Origin of the sequence: Streptomyces sp. NPDC052016 (genome assembly GCF_044548445.1) — a bacterium.
Classification (GTDB): Bacteria; Actinomycetota; Actinomycetes; order Streptomycetales; family Streptomycetaceae; genus Streptomyces.
On sequence record NZ_JBIUBX010000005.1, the window covers coordinates 117,711 to 135,582 of the forward strand.

Here is a 17,872-nt window from a genome sequence, read left to right on the forward strand (position 1 = left end):
TGGGCCCCGGCAAGCGCAGGGCGTGCGCTCCGCCTGTCGGGTGAGCGCCCGTGTCCGCGCGGCCGCCCGGCGCGTTGCTGAGGGCATGATCTCCACTCGACGCATCGTCGCCGCCGCCGCTCTCGCCGCCGGGGTCACGGGCCTCGCCGCGCCCCTGGCGAACGCGGCCGAAGCCCCGGACGCGGGCAAGCTGAGCCCGATCGCCACGCTGGACGCGCTCGCCATGAGCGAGATCCCCGCCGAGCACCGGCACGAGTACCCGCCGGTCTCCCGGCAGCTCTCCGAGGTGAGCAAGGCGCACGAACTCAACAAGCTGCACCAGCTCACCGACCTCGCCGCGCCGGCCACCCAGGTGCTGCCCGCCGTCGAGGTCTGAGACGCCGTTGCTCTCCCGTGTGGGGCCGCCCGGCTGTCCGGGCGGCCCCATCGCGTGAGCGTGGCCGGTCGCGCCCCGCGAAAGGGCAACCCAGCCCCGGGTGCGTCAGGAAGCCCTGGCGGGAGCCGTCCCGGCCCGACGCGCCGGACGGTTCCCGGACGCACCCCGGCGCACCGCACGAGATCCGCCCGGCGCGCGGCCCGGTCCGAGCCGTTTCACTCGGCCGTGGCGAGGAACTGGGTCGCCGCCAGCTCCGCGTACAGCGGGTCGGCCGCCACGAGCTCACGGTGCGTGCCCACCGCGCGGACCCGGCCCGCGTCCATGACGACGATCCGGTCGGCGGACGTCACCGTCGACAGACGGTGGGCGACGACGAGGACGGTGGTCGTGCGGGCCACGTCGGCGACGGTGTCGCGCAGGGCCGCCTCGTTCACCGCGTCCAGCTGCGAGGTCGCCTCGTCGAGCAGCAGCAGACGGGGACTGCGCAGCAGGGCGCGGGCGATCGCCACCCGCTGGCGCTCCCCGCCGGACAGCTTGGTCCCGCGATGCCCGACCAGCGTGTCCAGGCCCTGGGGCAGCCGGGCGACCAGATCGTCGAGCCGCGTCGTCTTCAGGACGCGCCGCACCGTGTCGTCGCCGGCCTCCGGGTTCCCCAGCAGCAGGTTGTCGCGCAGGGTGCCCGACAGCACGGGGGCGTCCTGCTCCACGTATCCGATGGCGGACCGCAGGCGGGGCAGCTCCCAGTCGGTGAGGGGCCGGCCGTCGAGCGTGATCGTGCCGGAGTCGGGGTCGTAGAACCGCTCGATGAGCGAGAACACCGTCGTCTTGCCGGCGCCGGACGGGCCGACGAACGCGGTCATCCCGCGGGCCGGCACCTCGAACGTCACCCCGTGGTGGACGTACGGCAGGTCGTCGGCGTACCGGAAGCGGACGTCGGCGAAGGCCAGCGCGGCCGGTTCGGCGGTGGGCGACGGCAACGGGTCGGGCCCGACCGCCGCCGGTTCGGCCGGCAGCCGCAGCGCCTCCTGGATCCGGGAGAGGGCGGCGGCGCCCGTCTGGTACTGGGTGATCGCCCCGACGACCTGCTGGATCGGCGACATCAGGTAGAAGACGTACAGCAGGAAGGCCACCAGCGTCGCGATGTCGATCGCGCCCGTCGCGACACGCGCCCCGCCCACCGCGAGCACCGTGATGAAGGCGGTCTGCATCGCCAGACCGGCCGTGTTGCCCGCCGCCGCCGACCACTTGGCGGCCCGCACGCTCTGCCGCCACGACTCCTCCGCCGCCGCGTGCAGGGTCCGCTCCTCACGTTCCTCGGCGCCCGACGCCTTCACCGTGCGCAGCGCGCCGAGCACCCGCTCCAGCGAGGCGCCCATCACACCGACCGCGTCCTGCGCCTGCCGGCTGGCCCGGTTGATACGCGGCACGATCACCCCGAGGACCGTGCCGGCGCCCAGGACCACCGCCAGGGTGACCCCGAGCAGCACCGGGTCCACCACCCCCATCAGCACCACCGTCGCCACCAGCGTCAACCCGCCCGTGCCGAGGCCGACGAGGGAGTCGGTGGTGACCTCCCGCAGCAAGGTCGTGTCCGAGGTGATGCGGGCCATCAGGTCACCCGGCTCGCTGCGGTCCACCGCCGTGATCCGCAGCCGCAGCAGATACGACGACAGCGCCCGCCGCGCCCCGAGCACCACCGACTCGGCCGTGCGCCGCAGCACGTAGGAGCCCAGCGCGCCGACCCCCGCGTTGGCGATCACCAGGGCCGACAGGGCGAGCAACGCGCCCGTGATCGCCCGGTCCGCGGCGAGGTCGTCGATCAACCCCCGTGCCACCAGCGGCAGCAACAGCCCGGTGGCCCCGGTGACCAGGGAGAGCAGCGCCCCCGCCAGCAGGGACCAGCGGTGCGGCCGTACATAGCCGAGCAGCAGACGCCACGGGGCTGGGACGGCGGCCGTTTCTGCGGTGCTCACGGGGCTCCTCGGGACGGGGACGGATGGCGCCGTTCAGCGTACGTGGGCGGCCCCGGCAGGTGGCCGGAAGCAAGGGTTCCGGGCGGTGACCTGCCCTGTTGTGCGTGCTGTTACCGATCGGTCGCGCGTAGGGTCGGTGCAGGGACAGTGATGGCCGCCGACGAAAGGGCAGCACCATGGCGCAGGAAGTGCGTGGGGTGATCGCACCGGGCAGGGACGAGCCGGTGCGGGTGGAGACGATCGTGGTGCCGGACCCGGGGCCCGGGGAAGCGGTGGTGAAGATCCAGGCGTGCGGGGTCTGCCACACCGATCTGCACTACAAGCAGGGCGGGATCAGCGACGACTTCCCCTTCCTGCTGGGGCACGAGGCGGCGGGCGTGGTGGAGTCGGTGGGCGAGGGCGTCACCGACGTCGCACCCGGTGACTTCGTGATCCTGAACTGGCGGGCGGTGTGCGGCCGGTGCCGCGCCTGTCTGCGGGGCCGGCCCTGGTACTGCTTCGACACCCACAACGCCCGGCAGAAGATGACCCTGACCGATGGCACCGAGCTGTCGCCGGCGCTGGGCATCGGGGCCTTCGCGGAGAAGACGCTGGTGGCGGCCGGGCAGTGCACGAAGGTCGATCCGTCCGTGTCGGCGCAGGTGGCGGGGCTCCTGGGGTGCGGGGTGATGGCCGGGATCGGCGCGGCCATCAACACCGGCAACGTGGGCCGGGGCGACACCGTGGCCGTGATCGGCTGCGGTGGGGTGGGGGACGCGGCGATCGCGGGGTCGCGCCTGGCCGGAGCGGCGAAGATCATCGCCGTGGACATCGACGAGCGCAAGCTGCACACCGCCCGCTCGATGGGCGCCACCCACACGGTCAACTCCAAGGAGACGGATCCGGTGGAGGCGATCCGCGAGCTGACCGGCGGGTTCGGCGCGGACGTCGTGATCGAGGCGGTCGGCCGTCCGGAGACCTACAAGCAGGCCTTCTACGCCCGTGACCTGGCCGGGACGGTCGTCCTCGTCGGCGTCCCGACGCCGGAGATGAAGCTGGAACTGCCGCTGCTGGACGTCTTCGGCCGCGGCGGGTCGCTCAAGTCGTCGTGGTACGGCGACTGTCTGCCCTCCCGTGACTTCCCGATGCTGATCGACCTGCATCTGCAGGGCCGCCTGGACCTGGGGGCGTTCGTGACGGAGACCGTCCAACTGGACGAGGTGGAGAAGGCGTTCGAGCGGATGCACCAGGGTGACGTCCTGCGTTCGGTGGTGGTGCTGTGATGACCGCGCGCATCGAACGCCTCGTCACCTCGGGCGTGTTCACCCTCGACGGCGGCACCTGGGACGTCGACAACAACGTCTGGATCGTCGGCGACGACCACGAGGCCGTCGTGATCGACGCCGCTCATGACGCCGAGGCCATCGCCGCCGCCGTCGGCGACCGCCGACTGACGGCCATCGTCTGCACCCACGCCCACAACGACCACATCGGCGCCGCGCCCGCCCTCGCGGACCTGACCGGTGCGACCATCTGGCTGCACCCCGACGACCTGCCGCTGTGGAAGATGACCCACCCCGGCCGCGAGCCCGACGCCCATCTGGCAGACGGCCAGGTCATCGAGGCCGCGGGCGCCGACCTCACCGTGCTGCACACCCCCGGGCACGCGCCCGGCGCGGTCTGCCTGTACGACCCGGGGCTCGGCGCGCTCTTCACCGGCGACACCCTCTTCCAGGGCGGCCCCGGCGCCACCGGCCGCTCCTACTCCCACTTCCCGACCATCATCACCTCGATCCGCGACCGGCTGCTGACCCTCCCACCCGAGACGAAGGTCCTCACCGGCCACGGCGACGCCACCACCATCGGTGCCGAGGCGCCCCACCTGGACGAGTGGATCGCCCGGGGCCACTGAGGCACCGGCCGACCGCGGCATCGCGGACATCCGGCGTGCACCAGGGCGACCGCCCGTGGTGCGCGCCGGGCTCCGCGGCGCCGGCGAACAGGCCGCCCCCGGCCGGGTGATCCCCCGGAAAAGACGACAGAAGGTGTCCGGCTTCCCCGCGATCCTCGATGACGGCATCGACGGAACACCACAGGAGGTCGGACATGTCCTTTCCGCTGGACGGCAAGGTGGCGCTGGTCGCCGGGGCGACCCGGGGCGCGGGACGGGGCATCGCCGTGGAACTCGGGGCGGCCGGCGCCACCGTCTACGTCACCGGGCGCACCACGCGCGACCACCGCTCCGAGTACGACCGCCCCGAGACGATCGAGGACACCGCCGATCTGGTCACCGCGGCCGGCGGCCACGGCATCGCCGTACCCACGGACCACCTCGATCCCGCCCGGGTCCGCGCACTCGTCGAGCGGATCGCGCACGAGCAGGGACGCCTCGACGTCCTCGTCAACGACATCTGGGGCGGAGAGCACCTCTTCGGCTGGGACACCCCGCTCTGGGAGCACGACCTCGACAACGGGCTCCGCCTGCTGCGGCTCGCGGTCGACACGCACGCCATCACCAGCCACCACGCCCTGCCGCTCCTCCTGCGCCGCCCCGGCGGACTGGTCGTCGAGATGACCGACGGCACCGCCGAGTACAACCGCGACACCTACCGCAACAGCTTCTTCTACGACCTCGCCAAGGCGTCGGTCCTGCGCATGGCCTTCTCCCTCGGCCACGAACTCGGCCCGCGCGGCGCCACCGCCCTCGCGCTCACCCCCGGCTGGCTGCGCTCGGAGATGATGCTCGAGCATTTCGGCGTCCGTGAGGACAACTGGCGCGACGCCCTCGACAAGGTCCCGCACTTCGCCATCTCGGAGACGCCCCGCTACGTCGGCCGCGCCGTCGCCGCCCTCGCCGCCGACCCGGAGGTGTCCCGCTTCAACGGGCAGTCCCTCTCCAGCGGCGGCCTGGCCCAGGAGTACGGCTTCACCGACCTCGACGGCAGCCGCCCCGACGCCTGGCGGTACCTCGTCGAGGTGCAGGACGCGGGCAAGCCGGCGGACACGACGGGATACCGGTAGAGCGGGCACGCAGGGCGTCCGCCCGGTCGATCTCGCAGAGCCGCTCAAGGGTGGGACGCTCTCGCGCGGCGCTGCCGGCCGCGCCGCGGTGTTCTTCGACATCGGCTCCCGGAGCGTCCTGCCCCCACGGGCCGGCTCCGCCGCCCTCGTGCGGGCCGACGGGCCCGAAGTTCACTGTTTCGTCACAGCTCGGGCAGTACTACAACCGACACCCCCGCCCGCCTGTCTAGTGGGTCGAGACCGTCGCAACCGCGCCAGGGAGAGGGCAGACATGGGGGACATACGCAGACGAGGGACCGTCGCACTCGGGGTCACGGGGCTGGTCGCCCCGCTGACGCTCGTGCTGGGCGCGGCGCCGGCGCAGGCCGCGAGCTGTACGACGCAGGCGGGGCCGTACCAGAAGCAGGTGGAGAAGTTCCTCGGACGGCCCGTCGACGGAAGGCAGTCGACCGCCGACTGCAAGGCCATCCAGGCCTTCCAGAACAAGCACGGCATCAGGCCGAACATCGGCTACGCGGGGCCCGTCACCTGGGGTGTGATGGATCTCATGAACAAGCAGAAGGCGGTGGGCAGCAAGCCCAACAAGGCCGGCAAGTGCCCGACCAACAAGGGCCGCATCGCCTGCGTGAACCTCACCCTCCAGATCAGCTGGATCCAGGACGGCAGCAGGCTCGTCTACGGGCCCGTCCCGGTCCGCACGGGCCGCAACGGGTACGAGACCCGCACCGGCCTGAAGAAGGTCTACTGGCGCAACATCGACCACGTGTCGAGCATCTACAACGTGCCCATGCCCTACAGCCAGTTCTTCGACGGCGGGCAGGCCTTCCACTCCGTCGGCGTCAGCATGTGGAACCCGCCGGGCTCGCACGGCTGCGTCAACATGACCAGGACCGCGGCCAAGAAGTACTGGTCGCTGCTGAAGAACGGCGACGACGTCTTCGTCTACGGCCGCAAGCCGGGCACCTGACGGACGGATCGGCGCGCGAAGGGCTGACCGGCCCGGACGGCGCGGGGGGCGGGCAGACGGACGTGACCATCAACACGTCCGTTTTGCCCGTTAAGTTCGTGTATTGCTCACGCGGCCTTCACCTCCGGCACCGTAAGATTCACACCATGTCCACCACTGTTGAACCCCTCTCCGAGCGATCGGCCGAAGAGGTCAACGCGGAGATCCGGGCCCTGTGGCTCCGGTCGGGCGGGACACTGAGCGTCGAGCAGCGCGAGGAGTACCAGCGGCTCGTCATGGAGTGGGCCGCCGCGGCCCCGCATCCGGACGGGACGGCCTGACCGCCGCCCCACCCCTGGGTCCCCGCATCGGAGCCTCCTCCCGGGGCACCCCCTAGCGCATGGGTGCCCTTCTCGCACTGTCCTCGGCCGTCCTCTACGGCCTCGTCGACTTCGCCGGCGGCATCCTGTCCCGCCGTACCCACTTCACCGCCGTCACCCTCCTCGGCCAGATCGGCGGCCTTGTGACGGCCGTGGCGGCCGCCCTCCTCGTGCCCAGCCAGGCCGTCCACCGCGCCGACCTGCTGTGGGGCGCCCTGTCGGGCGTCGGCAGCGGCATGGCCATGCATTTCCTCAACCGCGGCCTCAGCAGGGGCTCGATGAGCGTGGTCGTGCCCGTGAGCGCCGTCACCTCCGTGGCCCTCTCCGTCCTGTGCGGTGTCCTCCTCCTCGGCGACCGGCCCGGCCTCGTGGCCTGGGCCGGCATCGCCGTCACCGTGCCCGCCCTGTGGCTGGTCGCCGGCGGAGGCGGCGACCGCACGGACGGCACGGCCGGCGGCGGAGTGCGCGACGGGCTCCTCGCCAGCGCGGGCGTCGCCGTGCAGTACCTCGCGCTCGGTCAGGCGGGCGCGGCGAGCGGACTGTGGCCCGTGGCGGTGGGACGGTCCGCCGCCGTGGCCGTCCTGCTGCCGCGCGCCCGCCGTGCACGGTGGCCTGTGTCTCCTGGGCTCGGCGCGGCGGCCCTCGCGGTCGGCGCCGGGGCCGCCCTGGGACTCACCCTCTTCCAACTCGCCGCGCAGCGCGAGCTGCTGGCGGTCGCCGTGGTCATCGCCTCCCTTTACCCGGCCCTGCCCGTCGTCCTCGGACTGGTCCTGCTGCACGAGCGGGTCAGCCGGTGGCAGGCGGTGGGGCTGGTGGCAGCCGCAGCGGCCACCGTGCTGCTGGCGGCCGGATGAACCCGCCCGGCCGTACGGCGCCTCAACCCCAGGTCGTCGAGTAGTACCGCTGGTACGCCTTGCGGTCCTGCTCCGCCCGGATGTACCGGGTCGCCACCAGCGCGACCAGACTGCCCGCGATCACCAGCAGTCCGGGCCCGATGTTCCGCGGGTCGGTGAGCCGGGCGGCGAGGGAGGAGCCGTCGAAGCCGCCCGTCACCGGGGTCGTCGCACCCGGCGCGGCCGCACCCGGTGCGACCGCGGCCTGGGTCGGCGAGGACGACGGCTCCGGGGCGCCGCCGGACGGCGCGGGCGAGGCGCCGCTCTGCGCGTTGTCCGACGGCGCCGCCACGATCAGCTGCACGCCGAGCTGGGCCAGCGCCTTCGTCACCGGCTGGAAGAACGTCGTACCGCCCGAGACGCAGTCGCCGCTGCCGCCCGAGGTGATGCCGAGCGCGATGCCCTCGGAGAACATCGGGCCGCCGCTGTCACCCGACTCGGCGCACACGTTCGTCTCGATCAGCCCCGAGACCGTGCCCTCCGGATAGTTGACCGTCGCGTCCAGGCCGGTGACCTCACCGTCGCGCAGGCCGGTCGTGCTGCCGCTGCGGAACACACGCTGCCCGACGGCCGCGTCGCCCACGCCCGTGATCCGCACCCCGTTCCCGTCCCCGATGGCCACCACGTCGGCGCCGGCTCCGGCGTCCCCATCGGCGTACTCCACCAGGGAGAAGTCACCCCCGGGGAAGGAGGAGTTGACCGTCCGGCCCACCTGGCGGTTGCCCTGGTTGTCCGCGAACCAGATGGAGCCGGTGGGCCCGCAGTGGCCGGCGGTCAGGATGAAGTCGCTCGACCCGTTGGTCACGTTGAAGCCCGCCGAACACCGCCCGCCCGTCGACAGGATGGGCTGGGCGCCGTTGAGGCGCATGGTGAAGGTGCCGGAGGTGCGCTCCATACGGACGAAGCTGCCGATGCCCGACGCGACCTCCGTCAGCGCGGACCAGTCGGAGGCCGACACCGTGCGGTCGGCCCGCACGACCACCTGGTTGGACTTGTAGTCCATCACCCACGCGGTCCCGGCGACCCTGGGCGCCTTGCGCAGCGTCGCCGCCGCCGACTTCAGCTCGTTCATGCTGTGTCCGACGACCTTCGCCTCGGCGCCCGCCTCACGGACCGTCTCAGCCGTCTCCTCGTCCGTGACGGCGACGACCGGACGCCCTTCGGAGTCGATCCAGGTGCCCGCCGTCCGGGAGGTGCCGAGCCGCTCCACCAGGCCGGCACCGGTGGCGGCGAAGGTCCGCGCCGCGTCGCCCGGCACGGCCGACCTGGCGGGCGTCTCGTTCGCCATGGCCGCCTGCGTGACCATGGTTCCTCCCAGGAGGAGTCCGCCGACGGCCGCCAGCCGTGTCACTCGCCGGACGATCCGTCGTCGTACGTGCCTCATGCATGGCTCCCGAAACCCCGAACGCGCGGTACCGACACCGCGGGGCCCTCCGGTCGTCGAGCGCCCTCACTGCCATACGTGCCGGAACCGCGCCGCGTTCACCGCCGGGAGTGATCACGTCACGGCTTGCGGGCCACCCCGCCGAACATGGCGACCTCCTCCGGCTCCGCACCGCCGGTCTCCTCCGGGCGCCAGCGCGAGCAGGACACCACGCCCGGCTCCAGCAGGTCCAGGCCGTCGAAGAAGCGGGTCACCTGCTCGGGCGTGCGCTGGGTCAGCTTCGGCGTGCCGTGCTCGTTCCAGAACTTCACCGCCTCGTCCACGTCCGGCATCGCCGGGGAGGTGACGGTGTGCGACAGCACCAGGTGGCTGCCCGACGGCAGGGCGTCGACCAGGCGGCGCACCAGCGCGTACGGGTCCTCCTCGTCGCCGACGAAGATCACCACGCCCAGCAGCATCAACGCGACCGGCCGGCTGAAGTCCAGGGTCTTCGTGGCGTGTTCGAGGATCGCGTCGACGTTGCGCAGGTCCTCGTCGAGGTAGTCGGTGCGGCCCTCGGGCGTGCTGGTCAGCAGGGCGCGGGCGTGCGCGAGGACCAGCGGGTCGTTGTCGACGTAGACGATCCGGGAGTCCGGGGCGAGGCGCTGGGCGACCTCGTGCGTGTTGTCCGCGGTGGGCAGACCGGTGCCGATGTCGAGGAACTGGCGTATGCCGGTCTCGGTCACCAGGTGGCGCACGGCACGGCCCAGGAAGAGGCGGTCGGCGCGGGCGTACTCGCCGATGCCCGGGTGCAGTCGGCGGATCTGGTCGCCGGCCGCGCGGTCGACCTCGTAGTTGTCCTTGCCGCCCAGCCAGTAGTTCCAGATGCGGGCGGTGTGCGGCTGGGCGGTGTTGATGCGGTCGCGCAGCGACTGCGCCGCCTCGTCCACGGCGGGCGGGTTCTCGGTCACGGATCAGCTCCTGTGCGTGCCTGGTGCGGAAGTGCCACGGTCAACGAGCAATCTAGACGGCGAAGTTGACCGGCGCGCACCGTCCCCCGTTCTCCGCGGCCGACAGAGCCGGGCCCGGCCGCGCACGTCGCCCCGGAAACGCCGGACTCGCCGCAGGCCACTCCCGCGCTCGCGGAGGCGTGCGGGGAGTCATGCGCCGAGGCGTGCGGGGAGACCTCCGCGGGCGCGCTCGCCGCTGATGTCCCGTTCACGTGATCCCAGGTCACACCAGAGCCGCCTATCTTGTGCCCATGACCAGGATCCCGCACGCGACGTCCGGTGAACCGAACCCCTTGCACGCCATCCCCCTCGACCGCCTCCGAGCCCGTACGAGCATGAAGTGGCGCACCTATCCGGAGGACGTCCTGCCGCTGTGGGTCGCCGAGATGGACGTACCGCTCGCCGGGCCCGTCGTCCGCGCCGTCACCGACGCCCTCGCGCTCGGCGACACCGGCTACCCGGCGGGCACCGGCTACGCGGAGGCACTCGCGGCGTTCGCCGCCGAGCGGTGGGCCTGGCACGGGCTCGCGGTCGAGCGGACCGCGATCGTGCCCGACGTGATGCTGGGTGTCGTCGAGATGCTCAAGCTGGTGACCGGCCCCGGCGACCCGGTCGTGGTCAACCCTCCCGTCTACCCGCCGTTCTTCCAGTTCGTCCCGCACATGGACCGCCGCATCGCCGAGGCGCCACTCGGCGCGGACGGGCGCCTCGACCTCGACGTCCTCGAGGACGCCTACCGGCAGGCCGTCGCGGGCGGCGGGCGGGCCGCGCACCTGCTGTGCAGCCCGCACAACCCGACGGGGACCGTGCACACCGCCGAGGAGCTCGCCGCCGTGGCCGCCCTCGCCGACCGGTACGGCGTCCGTGTGGTCGCCGACGAGATCCACGCGCCGCTCACGGCCGGGGGCGTGGACTTCGTGCCCTATCTCAGCGTCCCCGGCGCGGAGAGCGGCCTCTCACTGATGTCGGCGTCGAAGGCGTGGAACCTCGCGGGCCTCAAGGCCGCCCTCGCCGTCGCGGGCCCGGCGGCCGCCGCCGACCTGGCCCTGCTGCCGGAGGAGGTCGGCCACGGACCCAGCCACGTCGGCGTCCTCGCCCACACCGCCGCCCTGCGCGACGGCACGGCCTGGCTGGACGCCCTGCTGACCGGCCTCGACGCCAACCGCCGCCTCCTCACCACCCTGCTCGCCGACCACCTGCCCGACATCGCCCACCGCCCGGGCGAGGGCACCTACCTGGCCTGGCTGGACTGCCGCGCGCTGGGCCTCGGGGACGACCCGGCCCAGACCTTCCTGGAACGCGGCCGGGTGGCCCTCAGCGCGGGCCCGCACTTCGGCACGGGCGGCACCGGTCACGTACGGCTCAACCTGGCGACCTCACCGGAGATCCTGACGGAGGCGGTGCGTCGGATGGCGTCCGCGGTGCGCTGACGCGGGGGAGGCCGCCGGGGACGCCGTCGCTCGCTTCACGCAGGGGCGATGAGCGTCCGTCGGCGGGCGTCGGGATGCGACCGCTGCGGGCGAGGCGTGTCAGGGGACCGGAGCAGCGGCGTCCGGCCTCGCGGGGCCTGCGTCCGCGGGGCCGGTGGAGCCGGGGTCGCCGGACCGCGGCACGGCCTGGACAGTGCCGCATGGGATGAGCGTGGTCCCCGAATGGCCAGCCCGATCGCGGTACTTGGAGGGGCCGGCGGCCGGGGTCCCGGCCGCCGTGGGGCTCGGGAAGGACTCGCCGCCGGCGCTCGCCGTCACCCCGTGCGGCCGGAGTACGTGCTGCGGCCGCCCGGGTGGTGGGGGAGGACGCTGCCTAGACTTCCGGGCATGGACACAACGGCGCTGGACACGCTGGCAGCGGGCAAGTACCTGCTGATCACCAGCTACCGGAAGAACGGAAGCCCCGTGGCCACCCCGGTGTGGGTGGTGCGCGACGGGGACACGCTCGGGGTCTGGACGGCCGCCGACTCCTGGAAGGTGAAGCGGATCCGGGCCCGCGGTGACGTCCTCGTCGGGCCCTGCGACCTGCGCGGGCGGCCCACCGGAAGGCAGGTCCCGGCCACCGCTGAGATCTGCGACGCGGAGACCACGGCCCGCTACCGCTCCCTCATCGCCCGCAAGTACGGCATCACCGGCCGGCTCACGCTGCTCGGCAGCCGGCTGCGGCGGGGCCTGGACGGGACGGTCGGGATCCGCGTCACGCTGTGAGACGAGGGGCACGGGCCGGCGGCCCGTGCCCCTCACCCGCGCCGGCCTACGGCGCGTCCACCACCGTGCCCGTCAGCGCGGGAACGGTCGGCAGAGGTTCGCCCTCGAGGTCGGTCGGCTCCAGGCGTACCGACTCGGCCGGTTCGGCCACCTGGTCGCCCACCGTCGGTACGGTCACGTCGAGAGTCGTGGCCCCGGCGGGGATCTCCAGCCACAGCCACAGGTCCGCCTGGGACAGCGGCCGTTCCGGGTCGGCCTCGACGCCGGCGTGGTCGAGGAGCCACTGCGGATCCACGTCCTTGGTGGACAGCTCCGCGCCCTCGGTGACCGGCTTGACCAGGAGCGGCTGCCACAGATCCACTCCGGCGGCCTCGGACAGCGACAGGCGCCAGGTCAGCGTCTGTCCCTCGGTCACCCGGTCCGCGACCGGCGTCACGGTGATCGTGGGCTCGGGATCGTCGTTCTCCGCGGTGACCCCGCCCCGGTACGAGCCGACGACGGCGTTCCGTACGGCCTTCACGAGGATGTCGTGCTGCACGTCGTAGGCGAAGCGGGTGTCGCCCTTCACCACGACCGGTACGTCGACGGCGTTGCCGCCCGGCCGCACGGTCACGAGCCGGTCCGTGGCCCGTCCGGTGTCCGGGTCGAGGACGTACACGCGGACCTGGCCGGCGCCCTTCCCGGACACCGTGACCGGGACCCGGTAGGTGAGGGTGCCGGAGTCGCCCTCCTTGACGGTGACGCGGCCGACGTCGACGCGCGGCAGGGCCGCCGCCTTCACCGCCGGCGTGCCGGGCGCCCAGCCCCAGGCGTCCACCAGCCAGGCCTGCCCGGAGGGCGAACGCGGGGTGAGCTCCAGCGACTTGACGTGTTTCAGGTCGAGTCCGGCCCGGGCGGCGGCGGCCAGCGGGACGCGGACCTCGCGGGCCCAGTAGGAGGCGGTGCGGTCGCTGCCCGGCAGCCCGTCGACCTGGACCCGGCCGAGCGTGGCCCGGCGTCCGGAGGCGTCGGTCACGGAGACGTCGAGCTGTGTGCCGGTCGTGTTCGGCGGCACGAACATCCGCAGCGCCAGGTCCTTGGAACCGGAGAGCGAGAGCGGCGCGGCCGGGCGGACACCGGCCGCGGTGCCGGGCGCCGACCACTGCAGCGCGACGGCGCGGCGGCCGGTCTCGCGTTCCGTCTGCCACCACGCGAAGTGCGGCGACGATCCGCCGGCCTCGGGGTCGAGGCAGGCGACGGCCGGGTCGGGGTCGATCGCCGAGCACAGCCGGGCACCGGTCACCGCCACCGGCCCGTCCGGCAGGAAGCCGGCACCCCGGCGGGCGCCGACCGCGTGGGTGAGCACGCGGGCGGGGTCAGCGGAGGGAGCCCGCCTGCCCGTGCCGTCGAGCAGCGGTCGCACCCTGTCGTCGCCGCCGACGAACAGCCGGGCCGCTGCGGCGATGTAGGTGGCGCCGGCCTTGTGCTGCTGGTCGGCGGTCAGCCGGGTGGCGGTGCCCGTCGAGCACACCGGGTCCCGCTGCTCCTCGTCCTCCCAGAAGTCGTCCCAGGCGGGTGCCTCGGCCCGGCCCGGGGTCCACTCGCTGTTGAAGAAGTTGTGGTTGGCGCCGACCATGTAGACCGCGCTGTGCAGGGCGGCGCCCTTGCCGACGCCGCGCGTCCCGTCGACGTACACCTCGCCCTGGAGGTCGGAGACGTCTCCGTCGCAGCCCGGCAGGATCGTCGCCGAGGGCACGTCGGCGACCGGATTCTGGCCGAAGATCGTCGGTCCGATGAGCACGGTGCCGCGGATCTTCCAGCGGACCGGGCCCTTGTAGCCGTCCTGGGCGGCGGGCGCCGGGTAGAGGCTGTCCATGGCGGCCCGGTTGACGCCCTCGCCGCCCCGCGAGTGGCCCACGAGCAGGACACGCGAGAGGTCCGCCTTCGGCGCCTTCGCCACGGCCGCCGGGGCGGTGGCCGGGTGCGAGGCCCAGCCCGCCCAGCGGGCGAGGTGCTGCCGGACCAGGGAGGAGCGGGCCTGGGCGCCGCCGTCCTCGGCCGCGAAGTCCTGCCCGTTGATGCCGTTGGCCGAGATCGACACCGTGACATAGCCCTGGGAGGCCAACAGCTTCTGGTCCTGCAGGTAGCCCTTGTGGCTGGGGATCGGCTTCGTGCCGGTGGGGCAGGGCCACTCGCCGCTGGCGTACTCGTCGTCGCCCGGCTTGTAGCAGGTCGAGTGCCTGCCGTGCAGGAACAGCGCGAGCGGCCGCTTGCCGGTCACCCCGGTCGGCGCCACCACGACCGCCTGCATCTCCACCGGCGCGGCGAACCCGGGCAGTTTCACCGGGTCGAGCCGGTACTCGCCGGTGACCGTGCGGTACGCGCCGGGCTTGCCGGGGTCGACCGTGTTCGCCGGCGCCTGGGCCGGCGGCTGCGCGGCCGGTGAACCGCTGTTTCCACCAGAGAAGTTGTCGGCGGGCGCGTCCAGGCGGTTCCCGCCCGCCAGTACCCGCAGGTCCTTCAGGGGGGTGTCGCCGGCGTCGTCCAGGGCGAGCCGGAAGGTACGGCCGTCCTTCGCCGGCTTCGGTACGCCGAGCAGACGGTTCGCCGCGTGGAACTCCACGCGGGCGTCGCCCATCGGCACGGGCTTCCGTGAGCGCCACACCAGTTCACGTGCGGGCCCCTCCCCGGTGACGCGCCACCCCGGCGGCAGCCCGCTGTCGGTGGTCGTGGCCAACGGTGATGTCTCGGACGGGTGTTGGGCGTGTGCCAGTCCCGGTGCTCCCGCCAGGGCCGCGAGCGCGGCCACGGCGGTGACACCTATTCGCCGGGCACGGATCAAGGGTTCACTCCTCACCACTGTGAGCGTGGGAGCCCCTTCCGTAACAGGAGCCCCTCACGTACCGGAGGAACCCCAAAGGCGGCTGTGGGTTGCCTGTGGTGCGGAATCGAACAGGGGGACCGCAAGGATTCGGTCACCAGGACTGGCGAGGCGACCCCCGGGAAAGGCCACCCCCATGAGCCGAACTCGCCCTCTCCGCGCGGCCGTCGTGGGCACCGGGCACCGCGCCCAGACCTTCACCCGGGATCTCGCCGCCCGCCCCGGCCACACCGTGGCCGCCCTCTCTGCGCCCCCAGCCCGACCCGCATGGCCTTCCACAACCGGCTCCTGGCCGAGGCGGGCGCACCGCCCGCCACCACGTGGGAGCCGGAGCGTCTCACGGACCTGCTCGCCGAGGAGGGCATCGACGAGGTCGTCGTCACCACCGTCGACGCCGAGCACGACCGCTACGTCGTCCCCGCCCTGGAGGCGGGCTGCCGAGTCGTCACCGAGAAGCCGATGACCGTCGACGCGGCCCGCTGCGCCCGCATCCTGGACACGGTCCGCGAGACCGGGAACTCCCTCACCGTGGCCTTCAACTACCGCTTCAACCCCGGTCCACGAGAAGGTCCGCGCGCTGCTCGCCGAGGGCGCCGTCGGCGAGATCCTCTCCGTCCACTTCGAGTGGCTGCTCGACACCCGGCACGGCGCCGACTACTTCCGCCGCCGGCACCGGGAGAAGCGGTACAGCGGCGGCCTGATGGTGCACAAGGCCGGCCACCACTTCGACCTGGTCAACTGGTGGCTCGCCGACACACCGGACGAGGTCTTCGGCTACGGCCGGCTGGCCTTCTACGGCCCCGTGGCGGGCGCCCGCCACGGTCTGCGCCGGGACTACGACCGCGCCCACGGCGCCGAGGCGGCCGCCGGCGACCCGTTCGCGCTGGACCTGGCGGGTGACGCGACGCTGCGCGCCCTGTATCTCGACGCCGAGGGGGACGACGGCTACCACCGCGACCGCAACGTCTTCGGCGGCCCCGTGACCATCGAGGACGACATGGCGGTCCTGGTGCGGTACGCGCGGGGCGCCACGATGACGTACCACCTCACCGCGTACGCGCCCTGGGAGGGCTGTCGGGTGATGGTGAACGGCAGTGCCGGACGGCTGGAACTGGAGGTCGAGGAGAGCCGCTGGCAGGCGCCCCGCACCCGGTTCACCTCGGCGCGCGGTGCGCTGCACGGGGACACGGCGGCCGAGCACGCGGGCGGTGTCCGGCTGACGCTCCGTCCGCTGTGGCAACCGCCGGTGGACATCCCGGTCGCCGTCGCGTACGACGCCCACGGCGGGGGAGACGCGCGGATGCTCGACGCGCTGTTCGGCGGTTCACGGCCGGGCGGCCACCCCACCGCCGACGGCGACGGGACCGCCGAAGGCCACTCGACCGCCGACGGTCACTCCACCGCCGTCGGCCACCCCGCCGCCACCGAACGCGACGGCGCGCTCGCCCTGGCGGTCGGGCTCGCGGCCAACCGGTGCTTCGAGACGGGGCGGCCCGTGCGGGTCAGGGACCTGGTCCCCGGCCTGGGTTGACAGGCCCCCTGACGGGAGGCGTCAGTGCCAGGCCCGGTACGGCTCGTCGACGAGCTGGAAGACCGGCTCGCCGCGGACCGGGTCCTTGGCCGTCGACAGCCGCACCCGGTCACCGCTGTGGATGCCGATGGGCGGGCCCATGACGCGGCCGCGCACCACGAAGCCCTCCGCCATCTCGATCAGGGACACGTTGCGCGCGGAGGGCGTGTTGCGGTGCACCACCGTGGAGTGGCGGACCGTGCCGGTGCCCTCGCTGCGCTCCGTGCGCAGATCGCTGCCCTGGCAGACGGGACACAGCAGCCGGTGGTACATGGCGGTGCCGCACCAGGTGCAGCGCTGGAAGAGGATCGCCTCGCCGTCCGTGCCCCGATGGTCGAGGACGCCCGCCGAGGAGCCCGCCGCCTGCTGCACGGCGCTTCCTGAGTGGTGGTACACGCTGGTCAACTCCCTGCGCTCGGCCGGAATCCCGCGTGCCGGCTCACCCGTGCACGCACGTGCGCGGTTCGCCGTGCCACCGTGCACGCCCACAGAGTATGGCACTCAGTGCCACTCGTAAAGGCACTGCGTACCCCAAAAAAGGGAGAGGGTCCGACCGGCCTTCCTGAGTGCCGAACCGACCCGTCCCGGCGGGTCAGTCCCGCCCGAGGGCCGTCTCGACCTCCTGCACCACCCGCCACAGGGGCGCCCCCCGCCGTGCCACCACCACGACCACGTCCTCCGGCCGTTCCCCGGCCGGGAGGGCGGCCGGGACGGCGGCCGGCGCGGCCGGCGGGGCCTCGAGGGGCGCGCCGAACGCCGACTGCACGAAACCCAGCGCGTGGTCCACCGTCGCACCCGCGTCGCCCTGCCCGTCCGACCGCAGCCAGGACCGTAGGGCGTTGTTGTGGGCGGCGACCACCGCGGCCGCGATCACGTCGGCCCGCAGGTTCCCGTCGCGCGTACCCGCGAAGCGGCCGCGCAGGTACTCGGCGAGGGCCCGCTCGTAGCGCCACACCACCGACAGTTCGTACGCGCGCAGGCCCGGCACCTTCTTGGTGAGCCGGTAGCGCTGGACGGAGAAGGAGGGGTTCTCGGCGTACATGAGCAGCACCAGCCGGGCGGCGTCGCACACCCGGCGCACCGGCTCGTGCTCCTCACCGCTCGCCGCCAGGAAGGCGGTCATGTCGGCCAGGCAGCGCTCGTGGTCGGGGAAGACCACGTCCTCCTTGGAGGGGAAGTAGCGGAAGAACGACCGCCGTCCGACCCCGGCCAGCGCCACGATGTCGTCGACGGTCGTCTGCTCGTAGCCCCGTTCCAGGAACAGCCGGAAGGCCGCCGCCACCAGGGCGTCCCGCATGGGCGG

General features: G+C 73.3%; 15 protein-coding genes and 1 pseudogene. 10 read left to right on the plus strand and 6 right to left on the minus strand.

The window, feature by feature from the left end:
• Window positions 1–85: 85 nt before the first annotated feature.
• On the plus strand, window positions 86–376 hold the full coding sequence (locus ACIHAR_RS08595) for a hypothetical protein (RefSeq protein WP_365457333.1): 291 nt from the start codon (window positions 86–88) through the stop codon (window positions 374–376).
• A 215-nt stretch (window positions 377–591) separates the two neighbouring features.
• Here the strand turns inward: ACIHAR_RS08595 and ACIHAR_RS08600 are convergent, their stop codons facing one another.
• Window positions 592–2,349, minus strand: a complete 1,758-nt coding sequence (locus ACIHAR_RS08600) for an ABC transporter ATP-binding protein (RefSeq protein ID WP_400018033.1) — start codon at window positions 2,347–2,349, stop codon at window positions 592–594.
• Between the two features lie 176 nt (window positions 2,350–2,525).
• Between ACIHAR_RS08600 and ACIHAR_RS08605 the strand changes: the two genes are divergently transcribed.
• From ACIHAR_RS08605 to ACIHAR_RS08630, 6 genes are all read left to right on the plus strand, one after another.
• A complete protein-coding gene (locus tag ACIHAR_RS08605; protein WP_365457339.1) occupies window positions 2,526–3,611 on the plus strand; it encodes an S-(hydroxymethyl)mycothiol dehydrogenase in 1,086 nt (361 codons plus the stop codon).
• Complete coding sequence (locus tag ACIHAR_RS08610; protein WP_365457342.1) at window positions 3,611–4,240, plus strand: MBL fold metallo-hydrolase; 630 nt, start codon at window positions 3,611–3,613, stop codon at window positions 4,238–4,240. Before ACIHAR_RS08605 ends, ACIHAR_RS08610 begins: the two co-directional genes overlap by 1 nt.
• A 194-nt stretch (window positions 4,241–4,434) precedes the next feature.
• Entirely contained in the window at window positions 4,435–5,349 is a 915-nt protein-coding gene (locus ACIHAR_RS08615) for an SDR family oxidoreductase (protein WP_400018036.1), read from the plus strand.
• Between the two features lie 271 nt (window positions 5,350–5,620).
• Window positions 5,621–6,316 (plus strand): L,D-transpeptidase family protein, encoded by a 696-nt coding sequence (locus ACIHAR_RS08620; protein ID WP_365457348.1) that lies wholly within the window; start codon window positions 5,621–5,623, stop codon window positions 6,314–6,316.
• Window positions 6,317–6,462: 146 nt separating this feature from the next.
• Window positions 6,463–6,636, plus strand: coding sequence for a hypothetical protein (locus tag ACIHAR_RS08625; protein WP_365457351.1), 174 nt, complete (start codon window positions 6,463–6,465; stop codon window positions 6,634–6,636).
• Window positions 6,637–6,695: 59 nt separating this feature from the next.
• Window positions 6,696–7,529: an EamA family transporter gene (locus ACIHAR_RS08630; protein ID WP_400018040.1), complete on the plus strand. Its 834-nt coding sequence runs from the start codon at window positions 6,696–6,698 to the stop codon at window positions 7,527–7,529.
• A gap of 22 nt (window positions 7,530–7,551) precedes the next feature.
• Here the strand turns inward: ACIHAR_RS08630 and ACIHAR_RS08635 are convergent, their stop codons facing one another.
• On the minus strand, window positions 7,552–8,952 hold the full coding sequence (locus tag ACIHAR_RS08635; RefSeq protein WP_388746696.1) for a S1 family peptidase: 1,401 nt from the start codon (window positions 8,950–8,952) through the stop codon (window positions 7,552–7,554).
• Between the two features lie 119 nt (window positions 8,953–9,071).
• Window positions 9,072–9,902, minus strand: coding sequence for an SAM-dependent methyltransferase (locus ACIHAR_RS08640; RefSeq protein ID WP_365457360.1), 831 nt, complete (start codon window positions 9,900–9,902; stop codon window positions 9,072–9,074).
• 290 nt (window positions 9,903–10,192) lie between these two features.
• Between ACIHAR_RS08640 and ACIHAR_RS08645 the strand changes: the two genes are divergently transcribed.
• Entirely contained in the window at window positions 10,193–11,371 is a 1,179-nt protein-coding gene (locus tag ACIHAR_RS08645; protein WP_400018043.1) for a MalY/PatB family protein, read from the plus strand.
• Between the two features lie 387 nt (window positions 11,372–11,758).
• A complete protein-coding gene (locus ACIHAR_RS08650; RefSeq protein ID WP_365457366.1) occupies window positions 11,759–12,139 on the plus strand; it encodes a PPOX class F420-dependent oxidoreductase in 381 nt (126 codons plus the stop codon).
• Window positions 12,140–12,185: 46 nt separating this feature from the next.
• Here ACIHAR_RS08650 and ACIHAR_RS08655 read toward each other — a convergent pair whose 3' ends face one another.
• Window positions 12,186–14,960 carry a hypothetical protein gene (locus ACIHAR_RS08655; protein WP_400018045.1) on the minus strand — a complete coding sequence of 925 codons (2,775 nt, stop codon included), beginning with the start codon at window positions 14,958–14,960 and terminating at the stop codon, window positions 12,186–12,188.
• Between the two features lie 175 nt (window positions 14,961–15,135).
• Between ACIHAR_RS08655 and ACIHAR_RS08660 the strand changes: the two are divergent.
• A pseudogene (locus ACIHAR_RS08660) lies at window positions 15,136–16,530 on the plus strand (Gfo/Idh/MocA family protein).
• A gap of 21 nt (window positions 16,531–16,551) precedes the next feature.
• On the opposite strand, the gene ACIHAR_RS08665 reads toward ACIHAR_RS08660, so the two are convergent.
• Window positions 16,552–16,965 carry a zinc ribbon domain-containing protein gene (locus ACIHAR_RS08665; protein WP_365457371.1) on the minus strand — a complete coding sequence of 138 codons (414 nt, stop codon included), beginning with the start codon at window positions 16,963–16,965 and terminating at the stop codon, window positions 16,552–16,554.
• 196 nt (window positions 16,966–17,161) lie between these two features.
• A complete protein-coding gene (locus tag ACIHAR_RS08670) occupies window positions 17,162–17,866 on the minus strand; it encodes a TetR family transcriptional regulator (RefSeq protein ID WP_400018222.1) in 705 nt (234 codons plus the stop codon).
• Between the last annotated feature and the right edge of the window lie 6 nt (window positions 17,867–17,872).